The organism is Streptococcus jiangjianxini, from assembly GCF_040225085.1.
Classification (GTDB): domain Bacteria; phylum Bacillota; class Bacilli; order Lactobacillales; family Streptococcaceae; genus Streptococcus; species Streptococcus jiangjianxini.
Genome location: NZ_JBEHGL010000009.1, coordinates 62,748 through 84,924, shown reverse-complemented (window position 1 = coordinate 84,924; position 22,177 = coordinate 62,748). Strand labels below are relative to the sequence as shown.

Annotated in this window: 31 protein-coding genes, 1 tRNA gene and 7 pseudogenes; 30 read left to right on the top strand and 9 right to left on the bottom strand. The window is 37.8% G+C overall.

Going from position 1 to position 22,177, the window contains the following annotated elements:
- From ABP870_RS05435 to tnpB, 3 genes are all read left to right on the top strand, one after another.
- Nucleotides 1-842: C39 family peptidase (locus ABP870_RS05435; RefSeq protein ID WP_350014443.1), on the top strand; the 842-nt coding region annotated here is incomplete at its 5' end.
- 108 nt (nt 843-950) lie between these two features.
- A complete protein-coding gene (locus ABP870_RS05430) occupies nt 951-1,136 on the top strand; it encodes a hypothetical protein (RefSeq protein ID WP_350014442.1) in 186 nt (61 codons plus the stop codon).
- On the top strand, nt 1,117-1,479 hold the full coding sequence (gene tnpB, locus ABP870_RS05425; RefSeq protein ID WP_350014441.1) for an IS66 family insertion sequence element accessory protein TnpB: 363 nt from the start codon (nt 1,117-1,119) through the stop codon (nt 1,477-1,479). The genes ABP870_RS05430 and tnpB overlap by 20 nt, the downstream gene beginning before the upstream one ends.
- Here tnpB and ABP870_RS05420 read toward each other — a convergent pair.
- Both ABP870_RS05420 and ABP870_RS05415 read right to left on the bottom strand, forming a co-directional pair.
- A pseudogene (locus ABP870_RS05420) lies at nt 1,476-1,648 on the bottom strand (transposase); the annotation flags it as partial. The gene tnpB and the pseudogene ABP870_RS05420 sit on opposite strands and share 4 nt — an antisense overlap.
- Nucleotides 1,581-1,775, bottom strand: coding sequence for a hypothetical protein (locus ABP870_RS05415; RefSeq protein ID WP_350014447.1), 195 nt, complete (start codon nt 1,773-1,775; stop codon nt 1,581-1,583). The gene ABP870_RS05415 and the pseudogene ABP870_RS05420, both read right to left, overlap by 68 nt.
- Nucleotides 1,776-1,952: 177 nt before the next feature.
- Between ABP870_RS05415 and ABP870_RS05410 the strand changes: the two are divergent.
- Together ABP870_RS05410 and tnpC are read left to right on the top strand one after the other, a co-directional pair.
- A pseudogene (locus ABP870_RS05410) lies at nt 1,953-2,165 on the top strand (transposase domain-containing protein).
- Nucleotides 2,143-3,163 (top strand): annotated as a pseudogene (tnpC, locus tag ABP870_RS05405) (IS66 family transposase); the annotation flags it as partial. The pseudogenes ABP870_RS05410 and tnpC, both read left to right, overlap by 23 nt.
- Nucleotides 3,164-3,206: 43 nt before the next feature.
- Here tnpC and ABP870_RS05400 read toward each other — a convergent pair.
- From ABP870_RS05400 to ABP870_RS05390, 3 genes are all read right to left on the bottom strand, one after another.
- Complete coding sequence (locus tag ABP870_RS05400) at nt 3,207-3,509, bottom strand: hypothetical protein (RefSeq protein ID WP_350014440.1); 303 nt, start codon at nt 3,507-3,509, stop codon at nt 3,207-3,209.
- The gene (locus ABP870_RS05395) at nt 3,510-3,926 is read right to left on the bottom strand and encodes an HIT family protein (RefSeq protein ID WP_350014439.1); all 417 of its coding nucleotides are present in this window, start codon (nt 3,924-3,926) and stop codon (nt 3,510-3,512) included.
- A 193-nt stretch (nt 3,927-4,119) separates the two neighbouring features.
- The gene (locus tag ABP870_RS05390) at nt 4,120-5,283 is read right to left on the bottom strand and encodes a tyrosine-type recombinase/integrase (RefSeq protein ID WP_350014438.1); all 1,164 of its coding nucleotides are present in this window, start codon (nt 5,281-5,283) and stop codon (nt 4,120-4,122) included.
- Nucleotides 5,284-5,514: 231 nt separating this feature from the next.
- Here ABP870_RS05390 and ABP870_RS05385 point away from each other — a divergent pair, with 231 nt between their 5' ends.
- From ABP870_RS05385 to ABP870_RS05370, 4 genes are all read left to right on the top strand, one after another.
- Nucleotides 5,515-5,667 carry a hypothetical protein gene (locus ABP870_RS05385; protein WP_350014437.1) on the top strand — a complete coding sequence of 51 codons (153 nt, stop codon included), beginning with the start codon at nt 5,515-5,517 and terminating at the stop codon, nt 5,665-5,667.
- A complete protein-coding gene (locus ABP870_RS05380; RefSeq protein ID WP_350014436.1) occupies nt 5,664-5,825 on the top strand; it encodes a hypothetical protein in 162 nt (53 codons plus the stop codon). The genes ABP870_RS05385 and ABP870_RS05380 overlap by 4 nt, the downstream gene beginning before the upstream one ends.
- Before the next feature lie 414 nt (nt 5,826-6,239).
- A complete protein-coding gene (gene relB, locus ABP870_RS05375; protein ID WP_350014435.1) occupies nt 6,240-6,461 on the top strand; it encodes a type II toxin-antitoxin system RelB family antitoxin in 222 nt (73 codons plus the stop codon).
- Between the two features lies 1 nt (nt 6,462).
- Nucleotides 6,463-6,726: a type II toxin-antitoxin system RelE family toxin gene (locus ABP870_RS05370; RefSeq protein ID WP_350014434.1), complete on the top strand. Its 264-nt coding sequence runs from the start codon at nt 6,463-6,465 to the stop codon at nt 6,724-6,726.
- A gap of 446 nt (nt 6,727-7,172) precedes the next feature.
- On the opposite strand, the gene ABP870_RS05365 is transcribed toward ABP870_RS05370, so the two are convergent.
- The 4 genes and pseudogenes from ABP870_RS05365 to ABP870_RS05350 all read right to left on the bottom strand — a co-directional run bounded on the left by ABP870_RS05365 (nt 7,173) and on the right by ABP870_RS05350 (nt 9,083).
- The gene (locus tag ABP870_RS05365) at nt 7,173-7,409 is read right to left on the bottom strand and encodes a hypothetical protein (protein ID WP_405054640.1); all 237 of its coding nucleotides are present in this window, start codon (nt 7,407-7,409) and stop codon (nt 7,173-7,175) included.
- A 688-nt stretch (nt 7,410-8,097) separates the two neighbouring features.
- Nucleotides 8,098-8,223, bottom strand: a pseudogene (locus ABP870_RS05360) (DUF3644 domain-containing protein); the annotation flags it as partial.
- Nucleotides 8,224-8,356: 133 nt separating this feature from the next.
- Nucleotides 8,357-8,737, bottom strand: a complete 381-nt coding sequence (locus tag ABP870_RS05355; protein ID WP_350014433.1) for an ImmA/IrrE family metallo-endopeptidase — start codon at nt 8,735-8,737, stop codon at nt 8,357-8,359.
- Nucleotides 8,724-9,083: a helix-turn-helix domain-containing protein gene (locus ABP870_RS05350; RefSeq protein ID WP_350014432.1), complete on the bottom strand. Its 360-nt coding sequence runs from the start codon at nt 9,081-9,083 to the stop codon at nt 8,724-8,726. Before ABP870_RS05350 ends, ABP870_RS05355 begins: the two co-directional genes overlap by 14 nt.
- Before the next feature lie 306 nt (nt 9,084-9,389).
- On the opposite strand from ABP870_RS05350, the gene ABP870_RS05345 reads away from it, so the two are divergent.
- The 21 genes and pseudogenes from ABP870_RS05345 (at nt 9,390) to ABP870_RS05245 (ending at nt 21,461) form a co-directional block, all read left to right on the top strand.
- Nucleotides 9,390-9,602: a transcriptional regulator gene (locus ABP870_RS05345; protein ID WP_350014431.1), complete on the top strand. Its 213-nt coding sequence runs from the start codon at nt 9,390-9,392 to the stop codon at nt 9,600-9,602.
- 20 nt (nt 9,603-9,622) lie between these two features.
- Complete coding sequence (locus tag ABP870_RS05340; RefSeq protein WP_350014430.1) at nt 9,623-10,030, top strand: hypothetical protein; 408 nt, start codon at nt 9,623-9,625, stop codon at nt 10,028-10,030.
- 230 nt (nt 10,031-10,260) lie between these two features.
- Nucleotides 10,261-10,437 carry a hypothetical protein gene (locus tag ABP870_RS05335; RefSeq protein ID WP_350014429.1) on the top strand — a complete coding sequence of 59 codons (177 nt, stop codon included), beginning with the start codon at nt 10,261-10,263 and terminating at the stop codon, nt 10,435-10,437.
- A gap of 3 nt (nt 10,438-10,440) precedes the next feature.
- A complete protein-coding gene (locus ABP870_RS05330; RefSeq protein ID WP_350014428.1) occupies nt 10,441-10,620 on the top strand; it encodes a hypothetical protein in 180 nt (59 codons plus the stop codon).
- Nucleotides 10,621-10,806: 186 nt separating this feature from the next.
- Nucleotides 10,807-11,085, top strand: a complete 279-nt coding sequence (locus tag ABP870_RS05325) for a hypothetical protein (protein ID WP_350014427.1) — start codon at nt 10,807-10,809, stop codon at nt 11,083-11,085.
- Nucleotides 11,085-11,615, top strand: a complete 531-nt coding sequence (locus ABP870_RS05320) for a hypothetical protein (protein WP_350014426.1) — start codon at nt 11,085-11,087, stop codon at nt 11,613-11,615. Before ABP870_RS05325 ends, ABP870_RS05320 begins: the two co-directional genes overlap by 1 nt.
- On the top strand, nt 11,612-13,258 hold the full coding sequence (locus ABP870_RS05315; RefSeq protein ID WP_350014425.1) for a phage/plasmid primase, P4 family: 1,647 nt from the start codon (nt 11,612-11,614) through the stop codon (nt 13,256-13,258). Before ABP870_RS05320 ends, ABP870_RS05315 begins: the two co-directional genes overlap by 4 nt.
- Nucleotides 13,259-13,556: 298 nt before the next feature.
- Nucleotides 13,557-13,859, top strand: a pseudogene (locus tag ABP870_RS05310) (hypothetical protein); the annotation flags it as partial.
- A gap of 330 nt (nt 13,860-14,189) precedes the next feature.
- Nucleotides 14,190-14,768 (top strand): hypothetical protein, encoded by a 579-nt coding sequence (locus tag ABP870_RS05305; RefSeq protein ID WP_350014424.1) that lies wholly within the window; start codon nt 14,190-14,192, stop codon nt 14,766-14,768.
- Nucleotides 14,768-15,112 (top strand): hypothetical protein, encoded by a 345-nt coding sequence (locus ABP870_RS05300; protein WP_350014423.1) that lies wholly within the window; start codon nt 14,768-14,770, stop codon nt 15,110-15,112. The genes ABP870_RS05305 and ABP870_RS05300 overlap by 1 nt, the downstream gene beginning before the upstream one ends.
- A gap of 162 nt (nt 15,113-15,274) precedes the next feature.
- Nucleotides 15,275-15,391 (top strand): annotated as a pseudogene (locus tag ABP870_RS05295) (HNH endonuclease); the annotation flags it as partial.
- 172 nt (nt 15,392-15,563) lie between these two features.
- Nucleotides 15,564-15,992 (top strand): hypothetical protein, encoded by a 429-nt coding sequence (locus ABP870_RS05290; RefSeq protein WP_350014422.1) that lies wholly within the window; start codon nt 15,564-15,566, stop codon nt 15,990-15,992.
- A gap of 256 nt (nt 15,993-16,248) precedes the next feature.
- A complete protein-coding gene (locus ABP870_RS05285) occupies nt 16,249-16,494 on the top strand; it encodes a type II toxin-antitoxin system HicA family toxin (RefSeq protein WP_350014421.1) in 246 nt (81 codons plus the stop codon).
- A 55-nt stretch (nt 16,495-16,549) separates the two neighbouring features.
- Nucleotides 16,550-16,954, top strand: coding sequence for a type II toxin-antitoxin system HicB family antitoxin (locus ABP870_RS05280; protein ID WP_350014420.1), 405 nt, complete (start codon nt 16,550-16,552; stop codon nt 16,952-16,954).
- A 199-nt stretch (nt 16,955-17,153) separates the two neighbouring features.
- Nucleotides 17,154-17,255 (top strand): annotated as a pseudogene (locus tag ABP870_RS05275) (type II toxin-antitoxin system HicA family toxin); the annotation flags it as partial.
- Nucleotides 17,256-17,393: 138 nt separating this feature from the next.
- Nucleotides 17,394-17,846 (top strand): type II toxin-antitoxin system HicB family antitoxin, encoded by a 453-nt coding sequence (locus ABP870_RS05270; RefSeq protein WP_350014419.1) that lies wholly within the window; start codon nt 17,394-17,396, stop codon nt 17,844-17,846.
- A 272-nt stretch (nt 17,847-18,118) separates the two neighbouring features.
- Nucleotides 18,119-18,838, top strand: a complete 720-nt coding sequence (locus ABP870_RS05265) for an ABC transporter ATP-binding protein (RefSeq protein WP_350014418.1) — start codon at nt 18,119-18,121, stop codon at nt 18,836-18,838.
- A gap of 1 nt (nt 18,839) precedes the next feature.
- Complete coding sequence (locus tag ABP870_RS05260; RefSeq protein WP_350014417.1) at nt 18,840-19,874, top strand: ABC transporter permease; 1,035 nt, start codon at nt 18,840-18,842, stop codon at nt 19,872-19,874.
- 56 nt (nt 19,875-19,930) lie between these two features.
- Nucleotides 19,931-20,716, top strand: a complete 786-nt coding sequence (gene ccrZ, locus ABP870_RS05255) for a cell cycle regulator CcrZ (protein WP_062712470.1) — start codon at nt 19,931-19,933, stop codon at nt 20,714-20,716.
- On the top strand, nt 20,713-21,348 hold the full coding sequence (gene trmB / locus ABP870_RS05250) for a tRNA (guanosine(46)-N7)-methyltransferase TrmB (RefSeq protein WP_350014416.1): 636 nt from the start codon (nt 20,713-20,715) through the stop codon (nt 21,346-21,348). The genes ccrZ and trmB overlap by 4 nt, the downstream gene beginning before the upstream one ends.
- A gap of 26 nt (nt 21,349-21,374) precedes the next feature.
- Nucleotides 21,375-21,461, top strand: a tRNA-Ser gene (locus ABP870_RS05245).
- The last annotated feature ends 716 nt before the right edge of the window (nt 21,462-22,177 follow it).

Genomic DNA, 22,177 nt, shown 5'->3' with positions numbered 1-22,177 from the left:
ATATTCAAAACGTTGGTTGGATACCAGCCGTTAGAGAAGGCCAAGCAAGTGGTCAGGAGAGTTCTAATCGTCAAATCGAGGCAGTGAGAATTGCTTTAGTTGGTGAGATTAGTCAGCACTATGATGTTTATTATCGCGTTCATAGCCAGAATAAAGGATGGTTAGGTTGGGCAAAGAACGGTTCAAGTGCTGGGACGGAGGGTTTTTCTTTAGGTGTTGAAGGTATCGAGATTACCTTAGTTAAAAAAGGCAGTTCTGCTCCAGGAACAACAGTTAAGCCTTTTGAGAAGAAAATGACTGTAGCTAAAAAGTTTCAAAAAGTCTATCCGATGCCGTACTTTAATCAGCGAGATTCTCGTTGGTCGGCTAAACGTTATGGACGCTACACAATGGGAGACACTGGCTGTGTTCCAACTTCATTAAGCATGGTCTTTTCGGCTTTGACAGGAACAACAGTGATGCCGACAACTGTGGCAGATTGGTTATACTATAATACTAAAGAATTCGATCGTCTTGTTCCTGGAACTCGTGCACCAGGTATTGTGAAAGCAGCCAATGCATGGGGAGTGAGAGCTACAAATTTATCCAATTATGCTAGCCTTGTAACAGCTTTAAGAGAAGGACACCATGTCTTGGCTGCTGTTCAAAATAATGTTTTTGTGACAAGAGGATCGCATGAGTTAGTCCTAAAAGGATACAATAATGGTAAGGTCTACGTAACTGATCCCTATACAAAATCTCTATCTGGTTGGTATGCAATGTCCTATCTATTTAACACAAAGAGCACAGATAAAGATGATACCGCGCTAGGTTTACCATTCTTTAAGATATCACATCTATAAATTATTAAGAACCTAAAAACAGCGTAAGCGCACCATAACGAGGTATCTAGTAATCCTCTCACTCCTCCAGTATACTGTTAGTAGAAAACAGAATTGGAGGCTATTGTGATGTTACAACCTATCGTTCCTTTGGAAACATCCCAATCTCGTCGTTTTGATCAGAAAAACAAAAACGAGATGGTGCTGAAAATGCGTATTGGAAAAGTTGAACTAAGCTTGTTCCAATCTCTTCATCAAGAAACACTGGAAACTATTTTAGATAAGGTATTGCTCTATGACCATTCAACTCAGTGATTTAGGGCAAGTCTATTTGGTTTGTGGGAAAACGGATATGAGACAAGGTATTGACTCGCTCGCTTATCTTGTTAAACGTCAGTTTGAGTTAGATCCCTTCTCAGGTCAGGTCTTTCTCTTCTGTGGTGGACGCAAGGATCGCTTCAAGGCCCTCTATTGGGATGGTCAAGGATTTTGGCTACTCTATAAGCGTTTCGAGAACGGGAAACTGACCTGGCCGAGTAATGAAAACGAGGTCAAAGCCCTAACAGCTGAACAAGTTGACTGGCTCATGAAGGGATTTTCGATAAGTTCTAACATAAAATGGCTCATTGTCAACTGTAGTGGGTTGACTTATAACTAACACCGAGAGAGAATCAGATTGGTTCTCTCTTTTGTTGTGTTCAAAGCGAGATAAATCCGTTTTTTGAAGTTTTCATCTTCCTAAAGCCAAAAGCATTTCGCTTAATGACTTTGATAAGGTTGTTGGTCGCCTCTAGTTTGGCGTTGGAATAAGGTAGTTTCAGGGCATTGTGGGGCATCATAATCTAACTTGGCATGATACTCTCTGTGAGTGAAGAACTTGTCAAATTGCTTTTCAAAAGTGATGTTAGGGTCTTTAATGTTGAGCGAATCTTTGATATAATCTAGTTGTTCCATATGAGTCCTTCTAATGAGTGGTTTGGTTGCTTTTCATTATAAGTCATATGGAACTTTTTTGCTATAGTCAAAAAAGACTCCATAATCTCCGAAGGGAATTTACCCACTACAGAAATTATAGAGCCTTGAAATCAAGGCTTTTCTTTCGGTATAATAAAGAAAAATGGGAGGATAGTTATGAGCTCACAAGATAATGTTGTTGAAAATTTAACAAAGACCATTGAAATGATGGCTAATGAACTCACCCTCCTCCGTGAATAGGTTGCCTATTTGACTCAGAAACTTTATGGCAAGTCATCCGAAAAAGTCACCTATCCCTCTGGTCAGTTGAGCTTGTTTGGTGAAGAAATAGTACCTGAAGAAGACGATGACTTACCCAGGTCAGACTGAAACCATTACCTATAAGCGCCAAAAAGCCAAAGGAAAACGCCAAGCCATTCTGAGCCAATTGAAGGCTGAAGAGGTTCATCATAGACTAGAAGAGGACACTTGCCCTGATTGCCATGGTGACCTAAAGGAAATTGGGGCTTGTGTTAAAAGACAGGAGTTGGTCTTTATTCCTGCGCAATTGAAGCGGATTGATCATGTCCAACATGCTTACAACTGTCAGGCGTGTAGCGAGAAGAATGCCCAAGATAAGGTTATCAAGGCTCCTGTTTCTAAGGCACCTCTGGCACATAGCTTTGGGTCAGCCTCCATCATCGCTCATACGATTCATCAGGAATTCAATCTCAAGGTACCGAACTACCGCCAAGAAGAGGATTGGAATAAACTTGGCTTGCCTATCACACGGAAAGCAATCGCTAATTGGCACATAAAATCTAGTCATTATTATTTTGAGCCACTTTATAATCTTCTTCGTGAGAAGTTGTTGGAACAGCCCATTCTCCATGCGGATGAGACTTCCTACAAGGACTTAGAAAGCGATAGCCAGCTGACCTATTAATGGACCTTCTTATCTGACAAGCATGAAGAACAAGGGATTACCCTCTATCATCATGATAAGCGAACGGAGTGGTTTGGTTGTGAAGGAGTTTCTTGGAGACTACTCTGGTTACATACATTGTGACATGTGGTCTGCCTATAGACAGTTAGAACGAGCTGAGTTGGTTGGCTGTTGGGCGCATGTCAGAAGAAAGTTCTTCGAGGCGACGTCTAAGAAGGCAGATAAGACTTCGCTGGGTGCCAAGGGATTAAAGTATTGCGACCAACTGTTTGCCTTGGAGAATGACTGGGGTGACCTCTCTACTGAAGAGCGTCTGCATAAACGCCAGATAGAGCTAGCCCCCTTGATGGATGAATTCTTCGACTGGTGCCGTGAGCAGGCTGTTTTGTCTGGTTCAAAACTAGGCCGAGCTGTTACCTACAGTCTCAAGTATGAAAACACTTTATAAAAGTTGTGCAGAAAAGTGTTGCCTTTTCATCGATTGATTAGTTAGTATCGAGATGATTTTGTAAATGATCGGTTTTTTCCTTGATAATGTGAAGTCTTGGTTCTAAATCTTTTTGAAAAACTTGAACCTTGTGTTGAGTATCTTCACTTAATTCATTGACTTTGGCTAGTTCTGATTTAATGATAGACAATTGTTTTTGGATATTTTCTTTATCCTTGTTCATACTTGAAAAGCGATCTTTTTCAGTGCTATAAGTTTCGGCTATTTCATGACGTTTTTGAAAAGCTTTATATGCCAGAAAGGCTGCAGCACCAGCAGCTAGCATTTTCTTAAGTCCCATTTAGACAACCTCTTTTGCAATCTGTTCTGCCAGTTTTCCTAAAGCTTGAAAGTCCGGTTCGTGAGTGGTGTATTTAATGTCGATGCCATCATTTTCATTAAAGCGAGGAACCAGATGAACATGGGCATGGAAAACAGTTTGACCCGCAATCTCTTCGTTGTTGTTTATAATGTTCATGCCAGTTGCTCCGGTAGCTTTTTGAACAGCTCGAGCTACTTTAGGTAAACGTGAAAAAACATCTTGAGCGACTGCTTTGTCCATGTCAAGCACATTTCTGACATGTTCTTTAGGAATTAACAAAGTGTGGCCAGTTGTCGTTTGAGTGATATCTAAAAAAGCAATGACTTTATCGTCTTCATAGACTTTAGAAGAAGGGATGTCACCGGCAATAATTTGACAGAAAATACAATTTTCCATATGTAAAACCACCTTTTTGATTGAATTTGTTATAATTAAGTCTAGTATATCAAAAATAGAATAAAGGTTCTAGGAAAAGCATTATATCAAGGTTTATGGGTAACGTGATTTGTGGTGAAATCATTTTAACCAACCTTTTAACCAACTTTTCTGTAAAAATAGGGTGATTTTGTCCAAACCACCCCTGATCTATTTATAAAGTATTGATGGCTGTTTCAAAGAGTGAGACAGCCTTTTTTGCGTTCTCTTTTGATAGATGGCTATAAGTGTCCATGGTCATAGCTAAGGTTGCATGTCCGAGACGGTGCTGAAGTTCTTTATAGCCTAGTCCAGCATTCATCATCAAACTTGCGTGAGTATGTCGGAAACCGTGAAAGCCTATGTCAGCAACCCCCGCATTTTTGAAATCTTTTTTGAGCCGATAAACGAGGGAAGTGCTCCGAATGTACTGAACAGTGAGAGGAGAGAACACAACTTTTTCTGTATATCCTCTTTCTCTAGTGATAGCCCGTTGTCGGTTTTTGAGTTGCTGAAGTAGTAAGGTGGTAGCTTTGTCTATATCAATAACACGGTTACTAGCGCTAGACTTTGGCGAGTTAACGCCTTTATAGCGATTAAGTGTTTTTGAAATGCTGATGGTTTGATTTGCAAAGTCAATGTCAGACCATTCAAGAGCGAGTAGCTCACTAATACGGCAACCAGAAGCGAGCAATGACTTATAAAGGCAATAAGAGAAGAAGTTCCGATATTCTGACAGATCCAACGTATCTAGATAGTCTAGAAATTGCTTTAATTCCTGATTAGTAAAAACCTTGATGGGCTTTTGCTCTTTGGCTTGCTTTCTCGGAATAACAACATCACGAGCGGGATTAACGTCTATCAGTTGCAAGGTTACGCCATATTGTAGTATCCGTTTAGTGGTGCTAACTAGTAAGCCATAGTTACCAAAAGCACCATCAGCGCCATTATTGGCTTGTATTGCCCAGTTATTGACGTACTCTTGCATCGTAGGGGTGTTTAGCTTATCTAAGCGATAAGAGCCAAGCAAGGGCAAAATATGAAGATCTATCATACCTTTCATAGATTGCTTTGTGTTTGGCTTGACTGTACTTTCGTACGAATGCCACCACAGCCGAGTTAGCTCTTCGAAAGTAGTGATATTATATGACGGCTTGACCGTTTTCCCATTGGTGATAAAGTCCGCTTTGGCTTGGGTAACTTTAATTTTGACCTCTTTACGGGTTCGCCCCGTAATGGTCGTCATAACTTTCTTTCCCGTTTGATCATCAACACCAAGATAAACTTTGGCACGGAAAACAATCTCGCCATTGTGTTTTTTATATTCTTTAATTGTCATGATAATTCCTTTTCTAACATCAACAGGCAAGTATGGGCTTAGAATTAGGATATTATCACGTATAGGATAACAAAAGAGGTTCAGAATGTAAATAGATAGGCATGGTTTAAAACGCATGTACGGGGCTTATATGGCGTTTAAGAGGGTCAGAAATTAATAATTTTCCAAGGGTTAGGATTGACTGATGATATGCAATATTGGATAATATGGGTAGATAAGGAGTTGATAACCATGGCTGTATTGACTAAAAAAATTGAAATTGATATAAAAAATATTGCTAGATTTAAGGAAGTATTTGATTCAAAGACGAGCGTTTCACAATCGGCAATTAACCGTGTAAAGAGAGCTAAAGAAAACCCACTTTATCATAAGGGAAAAGAATGACGGTTGAATTTTATGAAAAATTTGACGTTAAAAACTTAAATGCGCCACCAGAGATGGTGCCTGGTCAAGAATATTTTCAAATGGGTATCACTATTGATCAGATTGAAAAACTAGGTGTCACACCTTATGATGATATTTATAATTTAAATAATAATTAAAAAAATTATGCCAAAAAATATTTTTTCTTGACTTTGTAGTAAGCAAATGAAAAAATAGGGTCAGAAAGGCGGTGAAGTAACCATTCATTCCCTCCTTTTTAATTAACCCATTGGTTATGGGCATGTGACTGTAAGCACGTTGCATGGCTTGGCAGAGCTGAAGAACTGTTTCCTTGCGGTAAGCCTAAAAAGCACAATAGGAAGTTAGATCTTGCAAATCTAATCGTTAGCCCCGTCTGGTGGAATATCCAGACCGTGCTTTTTTTTAGGGATTTTATACAATTAAAACAGCACAATAATATCATAATGTTGGAAATTAAAACAAAATACCACTATGTTTAACTTTAAAATCATAGCATAGTATTATCATTTTATAATGAAATGTGTTACAATGTAAAACATAAGGGGGTCGCTATGTCAACTATATCAATCCGATTGAATCAAGAAGAAGAAGCTTTCTTCAAAAGCTATGCTAGTTTGCAAGGTGTTAGTCTATCGACCTTATTCAAGCAATCATTGGCAGAGAAAATAGAGGACGCTCACGATTTAAATATCTATAAACAAGCTAAAGTTGAATATCTAGAAGATACTGAAACAATGTCGCATGATGATTTCAAAAAATCTTTAGGGTTCTAGCATGTATCATATAGAGTATTCAAAAAGAGCCCAAAAACAAATTAAAAAGCTTGATAAATCAATTCAAAAACTTCTATTTTCTTGGATTGATAAACATCTGGATCAGACGGATAATCCTAGGCAACATGGAAAAGGTTTAACGGGAAATCATTCTGGAGAATGGCGCTATCGTATCGGTGATTACCGTTTAATTTGCGATATTCAAGATGATAAAATGATCATACTAGCGCTTGAGTTCGGTCATAGAAGCAATATATATAAATAAAGCTAGCACTATCACGGTGTTAGCTTTTTTTGCTGAATTATATTGTTTTAGTCACTTAAATATAAATACAAAATATCCGAGGTTAAATAATCGCAAGAAATAGCCCTAGGGGCAACAAAAAACCCCCAGTACGGACATACTGGGGGTTTTGATATAGTGTTTGCAAATCCTCACCGATTTGTATACACCCTTATTATAGTAAAATAGAATAAAATACACAACAAAAAGCTTTCTTTTAAGATAATAGTATTATTTTTTAGTTCCATACTTTAACATATCTTAAATTATAGTTTTGAAAACATAGAAAAGTATTACTTATTAAAAAAATGTTGCTAGCTTTTTGCATGCTGAGACAGCGATTCTAAGGGCGTTTCAGGGAATTGACCTGATAAACTACCGAGATAATAGCGTCTAGATTGTAATAACTAACTTCTTGAGTCTGTGTTTTACCAGCAATAGCACCATGTTGAGTGGTTGTTTCCATTTTGGAAATAACCATTTTTTTTGTCTAGTTCGCCCTCGTCAAAGATGTTTTTCAAGTGTTTACTGATAGCAGGAACGCCGACATCAAATAGCTTAGCCATCTCTTTCTGACTAGCCCAGATAGTTTCACCGCGGATAATCACGCTAGCTGATTCTTTTTCATTGTCTGCTGTATAGATTAGAAATTGGAGTTCGTTCATGATTTCCTTTCTATGATTTTAACTCTCTCTAAACTGAAATAATCTGAATTAAAAAATTAGTAACTTTGGCTTAGTGGCGCGGTTTAATCGGATTTTCGCTTTTTCAGATAGGTAACTTGATTTTGGCCCGTGGGTTTATTTGGAACGTCTGACGTTATTTCCCAAGCAAACAAATATGGAACGGACAAATAGCGAAAGTACTTCAAAAAAATGAATGTAAAACCTATAATCTAGGGGTTGATAATGTGTATGGGATAAATCGCATTATAGTATCAGATTTATTGAGTTAATTCATTTTTGGGGTTTTATTATATTAAGGTTGTCCAAAATTTGGACAGGTTGGCTGTCCTTGGTATGGAAAAGTATAGACATTTTTAACTTAATCAGGGCTAACAAGTTCTTACATAATTCAGTGCTAAGTATCGGCAAGTGGAACAGAAAAGTAAAGATATTTTTTAGGTGTTTACTAATAGCAGGAGCGCCAACATCAACATATTGCTTTATATTTAATATGTACGTGGTATAATATAATTAACAAAGATAACTTGTGAAGGATAAACGCTGGGTCCCAGAATGGGGTAAGCCTTTAGGGTGAGCATTCCTATGTGCCTGGGGTTATCTTTTTGTTTTTATTTAGATTTTCTTAGGCTCTCAACAAAGTGTTGAGGGTCTTTTTCTATTTCAGTGATGCATTACAAATAAAGAAGCCAAAACCCTCTATTCTATATTTAATTGTTGGTTTATTGTATATTTCAAGCCCCATAATAAAAGCTTCAACACTTTTGTCAACTAGTCTTTTGCTTAAATTTTCCATATTTCCCCTTTCTAGGATTTTTGACTTAGTAACGTCTTATATTGGAACTAATTGTTTAGAAGAAGTAGTAGCCTAGACTGATAAAAACAGCTAAAGTTGCAATACCTATCCCGACAGTTTTCTTTTTCATTGTTCATTCTCCTACAATATTCCCAAATTCTTCGATGATTATATCTTGCCCCCAAGTTGTTGAAATTTGGTACGAGTTGGCAAATTGTAACCAGTTGAAATCGTATACGTCGTTATCTTTAAGATAATCTTTAATCAATTCACGGATCATAAATCTATCAGCTTGATTTTCGTATTTTAAAAGCAACCTACTATAATGCTTCGGATCGTGATTGATATGACCTAGTTCATGCAAGATAACTTTTTCTCGTTCAGCTTCAGATAATGTTGCGTTAACATAAATGGTTCTTAGATCGGGGAAATAGAGCCCGTTCCTATCCCACATTTCAGCATGGAATAAAAAAAGGGTGACTTTATATTCTTCAAGTAGTTTATTTATCTTCATTGCCTGTCACCCCGATTGAGAGCTTTATAATTTGTTCGATTTTGTAGACATCTTCATCAGAAAGAGGTTTTCCGTCAAACAGGACAACACGATTGCGTAAATCAGATAAATCTACCTCTTTGCCGTCTGGTGTCGTGTAAAGTTTAGGGTTGTCAGTCCGTCCCAGCAAGTAGTCGGTAGATACGTTGAAATAGTCGGCGATAAGCTGTAGGTTATCAGATTTCGGTGTTTTTTCTTTTAAAGTATAAAGATAATTAACACTAAAACCTAAATCTTCAGCAACTTTTTGCAGACTAATTCCTTGTTTTTTAGCAAGATTTTTTATTCTTTCGAATGTTGAAAACATTGATATGATAACCTTTCTAGGTATCACAAAAAATATTTTATAAAAAAGAATAATTTTTATTGACTAAAATAACACTTTGGTATAAAATATAATTTGTAAAGCGAATAATTAAGCGAAACAAAAAGCGAAAGATAAAACTAAAAAAAATAAACTTTGGCGAGTTGAATTATAGGTTTATCAAGCGTTTTGTTTGATTGGTTTTCTATGCCTTGATTTTACACCATAGTGTAAAACATGTCAATTATTTTTATAATATTTTCGCAAAAACTCGCATTACCATTCAATAAAAAATGAGAGGAGAAAAAAATGGATCAGCAATATCAAAAGTGGGTTGCTCTTGTTGAGCAACGACTAAACGAAAAACGTTGGACAAAAGCCGACCTAACACAAGCGGTTGGCTTGCGTAGTCAAGGGACAATTACGGATTTGCTAAAGGCTGGTAAAGGAAGTGTTGAATTGAAAATCAAAATTTCTAAGTTGCTCGGTATCCGTGAGCCTTGGGAAAATTTTGACCTTTAAATATAGAAAGGAAGTGTTACATGACACAAACACCATTTACACAAGAGCTACTTTATCAGATTTATGATGATAATGGCTTGGTTACAATGGATCTCTTAAGAGAACGGCTTCCAGATTGGGCTGATGATAAAATCAAGCACCGATTGGGAACGTGGAAAACTCGCAAGAATATTTCCTACTCGTTAGAGAAAGGCGAGATCATAGACTTTGAGTTTCTTAAAATCAAGGAGGAAGAAGAAGCGGAAATCACTGAGGGGCGCAAACTTAAGCTTGAAGAATACTACGTTCAAGTTATTGTTGCTCGTGAAATTATGGCAAAAGAAACAGCTAGTGACACCAACAAACTAAAAGCCATGCAACTTCAACAAGAAGCAATGACCGCCATTCCTGACAGATATTTCAAAGAATTCAATGAAATTTATGGATAAGGACAACAAAAAAAAGGCTTTGACAACCAACCAAAGTTCCAAGCCTTTTCGCTAAATGAATACCAAAATCATCAACAGGCAATAGATGGGTTTAGTATTTTTTCATTATCTCTATTGTACCACATTACAGGTACTTTTGACCAGACGTAAAACACCGACCGCCAACTTAGACAGTAACAACTGTAGCGGTGTAAAAATAAATTAATCCATACAATAAGACAGGTAAAACAATGACACAAAGACTAACTGAAGAATTGTTGCGTTCTTATGGCGCAGACAGTACAGATATAGCTATGATAACGGACTATCTCAAAGGTAGATTATCTAAAGAAGAAATTAAATACTATCTAGCTATGACACCAAAAGAACAAAAAGCGTATATAGAAAATTATAAAGTTAGAGGTTAACGAATGACAGAAAAACGATATACCGCTGATGATTTGAAAGTTACTTTATCTAGCCTTGCCATTATTTCAGATATGGCTTTATCTACGGACGACAGTAGCACTACCTATGCAACACTAAATGTTGCGAACATGCTTTTGAAAGACGTAGTGAACAGATTAGAGGAGGTGGATAGCATTGAGTGAAGAACTTAATTTAAGCCCTTTTTGGCTCGCTATCGTGGTTTTATTCACCTTATGGCTAATGTATCAGATTACCAAAATACCGAGCAAAACAGAGCCAACAGAGGGCGTTACAGAGCTTAAAAACGAAACTGAACCCGAGTATCTAAGTAGATATGGCAGAGTTATGCAAATAGAAAGGTGGAATTGATGACAGATAAAACTGAAGAACTAATGACAGCAATCCAACTTCAAGGGATTGAAAAATTGATTCCTGTTTTAGAAACGATCGTCAATCAACAATATATCAAACAAAGTAAAACAGGGTTAATCAATCAGACTGAATTAAGGGAAGATTTGCATGTTTCACAACCAACGCTAGATAGATGGAAAAAACACGGCTTAAAGCCTTATGTTCCACCGGTTAAAGGGAGTAAGACGATTTTTTATAAGATTAGTGATGTCTTGCTATTTATGGGGGTGGGCTAATGCGATATATTGACATTATGATTGCCCCTGAATGGGTCAAAGACTTTAAGGGGCTAGATGGCGTGAAAACTCGTCTACTATACAAACAGGGCTATTGTATCATGACCTATTTTGAACCGACTGACTGTTATTTTGAAAATCTTGGCAAAGATGGTATCCAGATTTCTGTCAGTGAAACAGACAACATCGATACTTATCTTGCTAGGGGGTGGCAGTTAGTTCATGACATGACACCAACTTATTTAAGGGGTAAAGTGCTTGATTTTGTTAACGCTCTTCAAATTGCAACAGTGAGAGCTAACAGGAATGGTTACGGTTTATCTCTTACAGGCATTGTAGATAGAGCTTTTGCTTATGGTATCAGCACTAAAGATGAACTGATAAGCTTTATCAGGCGTTGTTATCGTGATGGTGTTGATCAAGAAAAAGTCTATCTGTATTTAACAACAGCCTTGAGAACAACAAGCCTGAATGCTTTTCTACTTGAAGAGGTGAATAGATATTATAACGGAGAGGGGGCGACTGTTTGACAGAATTAGATTGGGAATCAATAACCCGAAGTTTACCGGAACAAAAAGACAACTTTTTAACCAGCTTAAACGGCATTAAAGGGCAAATAGGCTATTTTGCTGATAGAGTAAGGCAAGACGCCTATGAATCCGCCTATCAAGCTTATCTTAATAAAGCTAGTGTCAAAAAGCGCATAGCAGAAGCTCTTGACAGAGATACCGACGGAATCACCACAAGGGACGTTATCGAAGAAGAAGCGAAAGAACACGCTAAAAAAGCGTATGCTAAAGCTATTTCTAAACAACCCGCATCAATGGCTAAGTTTCTGATGGAGTATATCCGTTTTGTCAGAATCAAGCCTGTTAATGACAACCAAGAACCCCCACTTTGCTTATATGATCCAGATAAGGGGATTTACTTAGAAAATAATGTTTTAATCAAAGATCTTATCACAGTTATCAATGATGATACAACGGAACGAAAAGCTAAAGATGTTCTCTATATGATCGCTAGAAATAGCACGATTAGAGAAATCAACGACAATTATGTTGCGCTAGGCAATGGGCTTCTTAATTGCCAAACCATGGCATTAGAGCCGTACAATCCAAGTGTCATTGTGACACGGCGCATTGATTACCCATATAACGCAGATAGGCAAGAACCAACTATCAACGGTTGGAAGCCGACAGAGTGGCTAAAAAGCGTTTTAGACGATGATGATGAATTATTTGACCTAGCCATTCAGATATTGAAATCGGTTGTTACCGGTAAGACTTTAGAACGCTTATTTTGGCTTCAAGGTAAGGGCGGTAGTGGTAAAGGGTCATTTCAGCAAATTATCGCTGATATGGTAGGCGAAAGCAATATTGCTAGTTTAAAGGTAGATGAACTTGACGGTATGAACCGTTTTGGAACTTCAGCTCTTATTGGAAAGTCAGTTGTTATAGGCGATGATGTTCAAAAAGATGTTAGAATCAAAAACACATCCACCATCTTTTCACTTGTGACAGGCGACCCTTTGAAGATTGAGGAAAAAGGAAAGACGCCTTACACGTTGCGTTTAAGATTGCCCGTTGTTCAATCGTCAAACGGTTTTCCGAAGATGGAAGCGGACAAAGGGGCTATCACTAGGCGTTTTGTGGTTGTGCCGTTTAAAAAAGCCTATCAAGGTAAGCCAAATAGAGCTATTAAGAATGATTATTTAAGACGATCAGAAGTGTTAGAATACTTTCTAAAACTAGCCATTGAAACACCATGGCAAGACATTGAAGCTAAAGCCTCACAAGAAGCCTTGGCTAATAATATCAAGGATTCTGAACCGATCGTCGGATTTGTAGAAAGTTTCTTCACAGACGAACTAGAGAGTACGTTCTTACCTAATGAATTTGTTTGGTATATTTGGGGGTTCTATACCGATTATTATAAGGTTAAAGATTACACCCCCAGCGAAGCATTCCATAAGGAAGTAAAAGCTAATCTGCCGAGAGGGTGGGAATCTGCTCCTTATCCGATAAGCATTGGAATCAATCGGAGTTATCCAAGAGGTTTCTTCCCAGATAGCGATACACCATTTTACGCTAATAGGTCGTTTCCAGCTCTTAGAAAGGAAAATGATAAGCGTAAGAATGTTAGCGTTAGAGGATATAAGTTGAAAAAGTCTTAACTGTAGTAGTGGTGTAGTAGAACTGTAGTAACTCAAAAACCTTATTATATCAAGGGTTTATCTCTATTATTACTACACTACTACACTTAATACAGTAAATATTAATATAAAAATAAAACAGAAAAACAAAAAGAAAAAATAAAATAAAAAAAGTTGCACTGAACAAAATCACTGTAGTAACTGTAGTAACTGTAGTAGATTGGCTAGAAACGTTGATATGACGGCGTTTATAGTTACTACACTTGCTAAAAAAAGTTACTACAGTTATGGATTTAGTGTAGTAGATTTGAGGAATAACATGAAGACAATTTCAGATACACCAAAAACATTTACATTTCACTATGACTTCAAAGACTTTGGCACGGCACAAACCGCTGGTCATGCTCTTATAGGGTATATGGCAGGAACTTATGAACAGCCTGTTATTGAGGTGGCTTACTTCAACGATGGACAAGGTGGAGCAAATAATCAGCTCTATGTGGAATATGCGGAAGATAAGAAGTTGAATTATATCTTTAAGCGTATTTGTGACAGCTTCAAGGATTACTATAATCAATCTGAAGCAATGATTGATGAAGAAATTGATGCTCTATTTCAAGAATAGGAATTACTAAATGAAGCATTATTGGACGTATAACACGCTGTTTCAACCAACGGCGGAAGATATTAGGTTAGCCGTTCTAGGCTACTTTACAGGCACGCTATGAGCTTGTGAAGTGGACGTGGTGGAAGTTCACGGCGTAGGGTATGGCGTGTTTGTGACTTATGACAGCTATTTTGATAAGTCAGATAGGCTTAAGAAGATCGCTAGAGCGGTTGAGGGTGACGGAATATAATAGATAGGAGAATAACATAAAACCACCGATTAGAAATGATACGTAATAAATTATCAATACACTAATAACTAATACCATCAAAAAGGAGAAACAAAATGGAACGTACACTTAAACAAATAAAAAACGAATTGACAAAATTAAAACAAACGGCTGAAGCTAAAATCACAGAACTAGAAAACGACTATACAGCTTTATCTCCCGAAATCGAACAAGCAAAAAAATCTATCATTGAAGCGAAAAAGAACATTGATAAGGAGGCTTATAATAAAGCTAAAGATGAATTGTGGACGTTAGAAAACACAAAGGAATTATTATCAGATAACTTGAACGAATTAAGACACTCACCGCTCGTAGACAAAGAAAAATATCAAAGTTTATATCATGAAATTATCGAAGTGTCGGATAAAAAAATTGACGAGACAACTAAAAAGCTAGAACTTTTCTTTGTAGATTTAGAAAAAATCGGTAAAGAGTACAATGATACGCTAGCGCTTATTTCTGAGACGTTAGGAATTTTACAAAATCAAATCGGAAAAAATTCCGAAGAATTCAAAAAAGATGAACGTGGCTACATTAATTCTGAAATTTATTTGGGACTACGCTATAAACCTAAAAGCAACCCTGCCTATTTGGTAGACCAGTTTATTAAACAATATAAGGAGATGACAAAATAATGACAAAAGAACAAAATCCCTATGAATGGCACGATAAACTTATCGAAGGGGCTGACAAAAGCTGTAAAGCTAGAGAAGAAGAAATCAATAAAGGTTGGGAAGAGTACAACAATAAGATCCAAAAGAAAATCGATGAAGATCAAAAAATAATCGACCGAGCATCGGAAGCTTATCTGAAAGAAGAACGCCGAAAGCGTGAAGCAGAATCAGAAAGGCACAGACAAGAAGCTATCAGGCTTGCAGAGGAAGAGGCTGAACAAACACTTGGAATCAAGAGCGAAAAAACAAAACAAATTGATAATGCTTGGCAAGAAATGGTAAACAACCTTAAATTTGAAGATTAGTAAAAGGCAGTTACTAATTTTACGTAGTAACTGCCTTTGTATCTGACATATTGAAAAAATGTAAGATACGTTTTTAAGGATTGTAAGTAAAGCCTTGATATGATTACGTTTGTGTCTATTTGTCTGAACCTTACAGAATACAAGATATGTAAGATTGGGAGTATAGAAAATAATACTTCAAGACCTGATAGGAGCGGACCACACAGGGTGGCTTTTGAGAAGAATAAGAAGGTTATTCTTAAAACTAGAAATACTTGTGGCATATGTGGGCAACCAGTTACCGACGGATCATCATGATGGGGGGTATCCCCCTCCCTAGGTGGTTCGCCGAGCTTCACGCCGTCACTGTACAAATTTTTTCGCGCCAAAAAACAAAAAAAAGACCAGCACTCGCCGGCTTCCGTGTTAATAAGCATTGCAATCTTATTATACCATACACGGAGGGGCATAGGTGGACGCTAAACAACTAATCAATCAATTAAAGTCTATTCCAAAAATGATTAAGACGTTGGAAGAAGACAGAGAAGCGACATTAAGCATTGTCTACGGTTCTCAAAGTTTTTCTAATGTAAGAGTACAGACAAGCAAAACAAATGCAGTAGAGAGCAAGACAGTAGCTTATTTAAACCAATCTAATTATCTGATGAAACAGATTGAACAGCTACACAAAGAGCGAAAACAATTGCTGAACATTCTACAACAGATTAAAGACTTGGAATTAGTAATGACGTTGTTTGCAATAGTGAACACTGAAACCTTGACTGAAGCACAAGAACGTCTTGATATAAGTCGCTCAAAGTTCTTTCGGCTGAAGAAAGAGGCAATGGCTGAATTAGATAAAGTGTTGCTGAATCAGAGTTGGAATAGCGGGGAATACTAAAGTGGGGGGAGTATGTATTATTCGGATATACCCCCTATCTTTTTTATCGGGGCAGGAATATTCGTATTCTGATAACGCCGCCCTCTTCCGTGCAAAAAATTCCCTTTTTGAAATTTTTGGAAACTAGTAGAACGCTGATTTTATGCGGTTTTGACGGGTTTTTGACGGGTAAAAAATGGTGAAAAGCCTAGCCATAGGGGTTGAAGTTGAATACACGTAGATAGCTAAAACAATCGTTTTAAATACGTGTTAATCGTTGACAAGTGTTTTAAACAAGTGTATAATATATTTAAAGATAAAGAAAGGAGATGAGCCATTGACAGAGCGAGAGCTAAAGAAAATTGCTAAGAAGCAAGGTTTTAGCAAAACTAACTTTGGAAAAGGGTCGCATGAAGTTTGGAAACATGAGGACGGGCGAACGGTAACGATACCTAAACCAAAGGAAAAAGACTATAGACCTGGTACACTGAACAATATTCTAAAAATCTTGTATGGGGAGTGAAATAATCGCTTCCTATCCCTTAAGGGGATTTTGGTCATTGGCTTAGTTTAATATTATGAAATATACCTACCTAGCACTTTTTGAAGCAGATAAAGAAACCGGCGGCTACACAATCACTTTCCCAGATTTCCAAGGAGCAATCAGCGAGGCGGACACGTTGAACGAGGCTATTTATAACGCCCGTGAAGTGCTTGAAATCTATACCGTCATGTTTGAAGATGAAGGCAAGGAATTTCCAACACCATCTAGCTTTAAAGCTTTAGCGGGAGTGCTTTCCAGTGATGAAGATATCTTACAGGCTATTTCAGTAGATACTGAGCTTGTCCGTGAGCGTGAACGGTCAAAAGTTGTCAATAAGACGGTAACTTTACCAAGTTGGCTTGTTGAAGTCGGAAAAGAAAACAAGGTCAATTTTAGTCAGTTATTACAAAAAGCAATCCGTGAAGAATTACAAGTATAAGCCTAGCCATAGGATTTAAAGCAGGTATACTCACAAGTTAAAGTTTTGGCACGTTTTAGAGCGTTATTTGATGTGCAAAATAATCTGTTTTTGGTTGAATACGTGTAACACGTATGATATAATTATCTTGTCAGGAGGTAAAAGCGCTATGCCTATGACACAAAAAGAGATGGTTAAACTTTTGACCGCTCACGGTTGAATAGAAATTAAGGGTGGAAAAGGGTCGCACGTTAAGCTTGAAAAAGCAGGCGAACGTCCTATAACCATCCCCCACGGTGAAATCAACAAATACACTGAACGGTGCTTAAATTCTGCCATGTGTCAGAATTTGGTAATATCCCCCACGGTGAAATCAACAAATACACTGAACGGGGTATCAAAAAGCAAGCAGGGCTGTTATAAAGACAGTCTACCGCTTGTTTCTTTTAGGGGGTAAACTATGCTTGTTACTTATCCAGCTTTATTTTATTATGACGATACAGACGGGACAAACGTCCCTTACTTTGTGACTTTTCCAGACTTTGAGAACTCAGCAACACAAGGCGAGAATATGGCTAACGCTTTGGCAATGGCTAGCGATTGGTTAGGGATTATGCTAGCTGATTATATCGAGAACGGGCGTGATATTCCTGAGCCGTCAGATATTAACGATTTATCTTTGGTTGATAATAACCCCTTTCATGGTGAAGATGATATAAACTTGACTTACGATCCTAGCAAGTCTTTCGTCTCTATGGTGATGGTTGATGTTGCTGAATACCTAGGTAGCCAAGAGCCTGTAAAGAAAACACTCACTATTCCACGTTGGGCGGATACTCTAGGGCGTGAATTAGGTTTGAACTTTTCACAGACCCTTACAAACGCCATCGCTGATAAGAAATTACAAGCCTAGCTTTTCGCTTGGCTTTTTCTTAATATAATAATTTCAGCAATAAAAAAGCGTAGCTGGTAACTACGCTAATTCTTGCCTGCTGAACTCGTATGGGGTTGGTAAACTTTTTAGCCAACTTTTTAACCAACTTTTAGGGTTATGATATGTTATGATATATAGTATCAGTTTTGTTCAAAACGTTATTAAATAGGCGTTTTGATGGTAGTATAATACGTTATGTTATACGCAATGTTATAATTAAGTCTAGTATATCAAAGTTAGGAAAAATCGTCATGTTAAAAATAGATCACTTGGTTGGTGGTTATGTTAATATTCCTGTTTTAAAAGATATTTCTTTTGAAGTTGCTTCTGGGGAAGTTGTTGGTCTAATTGGTCTCAATGGTGCTGGTAAATCGACCACTATCAATGAAATTATTGGCCTTTTGCAGCCCTATCAAGGAAGTGTGAGTTTAGATGGGATGCAATTATTGGAGAATCCAGAAGGTTACCGCCGCAAAATCGGTTATATCCCTGAGACACCAATCCTGTATGAAGAATTAACCCTGCAAGAACATTTAGACACAGTCGCTCTAGCCTATGATTTAGGAGAACAAAAGGAACTGCGTCAGAAACTCTTAAAGCTTTTTCGTTTGGAGGATAAGCTAGGTTGGTATCCCATTCATTTTTCAAAAGGGATGAAACAGAAGGTTATGATTATTGCAGCCCTTTTAATAGAGCCCCGTTTACTGATTGTTGATGAACCCTTCTTAGGGCTTGATCCTTTAGCTATTAGAGATTTGACTGCTATTATTGCAGAAGAAAAACTAAAAGGAACAGCGGTGCTTATGAGCACTCATGTCCTTGATTCAGCGGAGAAAATGTGCGATCGATTTGTCATTCTTCACCAGGGTGAAATCCTAGCAAATGGTAGCTTAGAAGAACTGCGCCAGCAGTTTCGTTTACCCAATGCTGATTTAACCGAGATTTACATGCAATTGACACAGGAGAATTAAGATGAAAAATCTCATTCAAAAGCGTCAATTAGAGTTTAATCAACGTTGTGCCAAGTATCTGCGCTATGTTTTTAACGATCATTTTATTTTAGTTCTAATGTTCCTTCTGGGCTTTTTGGTCGTACAGTATACCGATCTCATCAATCATTTTCCTAAAGGGTCTTTTCTCCCCATAGTATTCTCTATCTTGGCAACGCTTGCTATGACCTTTTTTGGTAAGCTAGCAACCTATATGGAAGCTGCTGATCAGGTGTTTCTCTTGCCACAGGAGACTTTGTTTCAGGCAAATGTACAAAAAGCTGCAAAGAAATCCTTCATACTTTGGGGAGGTCTTCAAGTATTTGTCACTCTTTTATTAGCTCCTATTTTTCTCTTGTCGGGTTGGGCATTGTGGCAGTTCATTATTTATATTATCCTGCTTTTAGTTCTCAGAGGAGCACGGCTACGTCGTCACATGAAAGGATTTTATCACGGTTCTTTATTGAATTTTGACAAATTAATCCGTTATGAAAAACGAAGACAACAAGAAATTTTGACCTTTTTTTCATTGTTTACAACGGTAAAAGGGATTTCCAGCACAACGAAACCAAGAAAATACCTCAATCCACTTTTAGGATTGTTAACAAAAGCCAAAAACCAAAATGTATGGCTGGAACTGTATGCGCGTGCCTATTTAAGAAGTGGTGATTACTTCTGGCTTAGTCTCAGGTTGCTGGTTATCAGTCTAGTTCTTGGAGTTCTAATGCCTAATTGGTGGGGAGTAGCCATGATCGGACTTTTCGATTACCTCCTGTTGTTTCAGCTTCTTGGGCTATATCGGATTTACGATTATCAAGTCATGACACGTTTATATCCAGTTGGAAGTGACGCCAAATTACAAGCTTTTAAAAGTCTACTAATGAAAATATCTTCTGGCCTGGGCTTGATTCAATTGAGTCTTGTTGTTCTAAATTGGCGATTTTTGGCCATTCTGCCAATCATATTTGTTCTAAGCTTGGTGTATTTGCCAAATAAGCTGAAGAAGTTTGTTGACTAAGTCCTCAAAAACAAGTAAAATAAAAGCTAAAGCGGTATCAAAAAAAGGAGGGTATGGTGACAGTTATTGATAACGATTTAACATTGACACCCATGCGTGGGAAAAGTAATAAAGCCTATATGGGAACCTACCCATCTGGGGAACGTGTTTTTGTCAAAAAAAATACTACTCCCATTTTAGCAGCCTTAGCTAAAGAGCAGATTGCCCCTCAATTGCTGTGGGCTAAACGATTAGGCAATGGGGACATGATGAGTGCACAGGAGTGGCTTAACGGTCGCACCTTGATTAAACAAGATATGATGAGCAAACAGATTGTCCAAGTTTTGTTACGTTTGCACAAATCAAAGCATCTAGCTAATCAGCTGTTACAGCTTAAGTATCAGATTGAAAATCCCTATGAGCTCCTTGCTAAATTAGAACGCGAAATGCCACTTCAGTTGCGTGAGAATACCTTTATTCAGTCGATTGTTAAAGGGTTAAAACAAAGCTTGCCAAATTTCGACCGAGATGATGCTACAATTGTTCATGGTGATGTTCGGCATAACAACTGGATTATTACTACCAGCGGTGTTATCTACCTTGTTGATTGGGACTCGGTTCGCTTGACTGACCCTATGTATGACATTGGGCATCTTCTTAGCCACTATGTTCCTCGTGTGGCTTGGTCAGACTGGCTTATTTATTATGGGTATGATAATCCTAAAGCTGTGATGGACAAGGTTTATTGGTATGGTCAGTTGTCTTATTTATCACAGATTCAAAAGTATTTTGATAATCGTGATATGGAGCGCGTTAACCGCGAAATTTATGCCCTTAGAAAATTTAGAGAGTTATTTAAATGAGAGTTCGCAAGCGCAAAGGTGCTGAAGACTATTTAGAAAATCATCCTCAACACGTCCTTTTAAATCCAGAAGATGCTAAAGGAAAATGGCATCAAGTATTTGGTAATGACAATCCTATTCATATCGAAGTCGGTTCTGGAAAAGGCGCTTTTATCACAGGCATGGCTTTGCAGAATCCAGATATTAACTACGTCGGTATCGACATCCAAGTCTCTGTTCTTAGCTATGCCTTAGACAAGGTTATCGAGAGTCAGGCTCCAAATGTTCGTTTGCTTCGTGTGGATGGGTCGAGTTTGACCAACTATTTTGAAGATGGAGAAGTTGCTCTCATGTATTTGAATTTCTCGGATCCATGGCCTAAGACTAAGCATGAAAAGCGTCGATTGACTTATAAGACTTTCTTAGATACCTATAAGCAAATCTTACCCGAACATGGTGAAATTCATTTCAAAACAGATAACCGTGGTCTGTTTGAGTACAGTTTAGCCAGTTTTTCACAGTATGGTATGACCTTGAAGCAGATTTGGCTTGATTTGCATGCCAGTGATTACGAAGGTAATGTGATGACTGAGTATGAGCGCAAGTTTTCTTCGAAAGGTCAAGTCATTTACCGTGTGGAAGCACAATTTTAAAAGAGTAGCGGAATTTTCCGCTTTATGGAGAGGTCGCATAGTGGCCGAGTGCGCACGCTTGGAAAGCGTGTAGTCCTTAACGGGGCTCGGGGGTTCGAATCCCCTCCTCTCCTTTTTAATCCTTGATTTCATGCAGTTTGTAAGGTGTTCGCCCACCACTTACCTGCGAAAATCAATTTTAGAGAAAATTTCTTATATCTATCGTTGTTTTTGTTCCTCAGTGTTTTAATCTGATGGGCATATACCTTGAGAGTGTGATGCCAAGATTTTCATGTCTGAGGAGTTTTTGGACACTGAGTTTAAATCGATGCTATGGGCATTTAAATAAGAGGCATATGCGTGCTTTAGAGAGTGATTGGTGAAAAAATCTTACCAGTCACTCTTTTTGTACGACGGGCATGTCGTATATCTGAGGTGCAAGTCCTCTGTGGGCACCCGCTACTGGTGAACTCATACTCATTAAAAATCAAAGCTAGCATTTTCACTATTTTCTTAAATGAGTATCAATAGCGACTCCCAAGCCTGACTATCGTGAGGTATCGGATTAAAACAGTCTGGGGATAGACTGTTTTAAGTCTGACACTAGAAACTGTAACCGTCAAAGGAAGGGATAGCGAAATCGTGGTTTTACGAGCAGAAATGTGGTAGCAAGGTTTATGTAGCGGATAAGGAGTCTAAAAACACTAAAGTCCCAAAAGGTAGTCATAACCAATATGCGTCAATCCCAGAGTAAACGAGTGAGAAGGCAACACTTTTTACTCCAGTATTCAGGAGTTTTGTGACAGAGTTATTCATGCTATTTTTAAGCAAGCATTAAGGAAAATTTGCG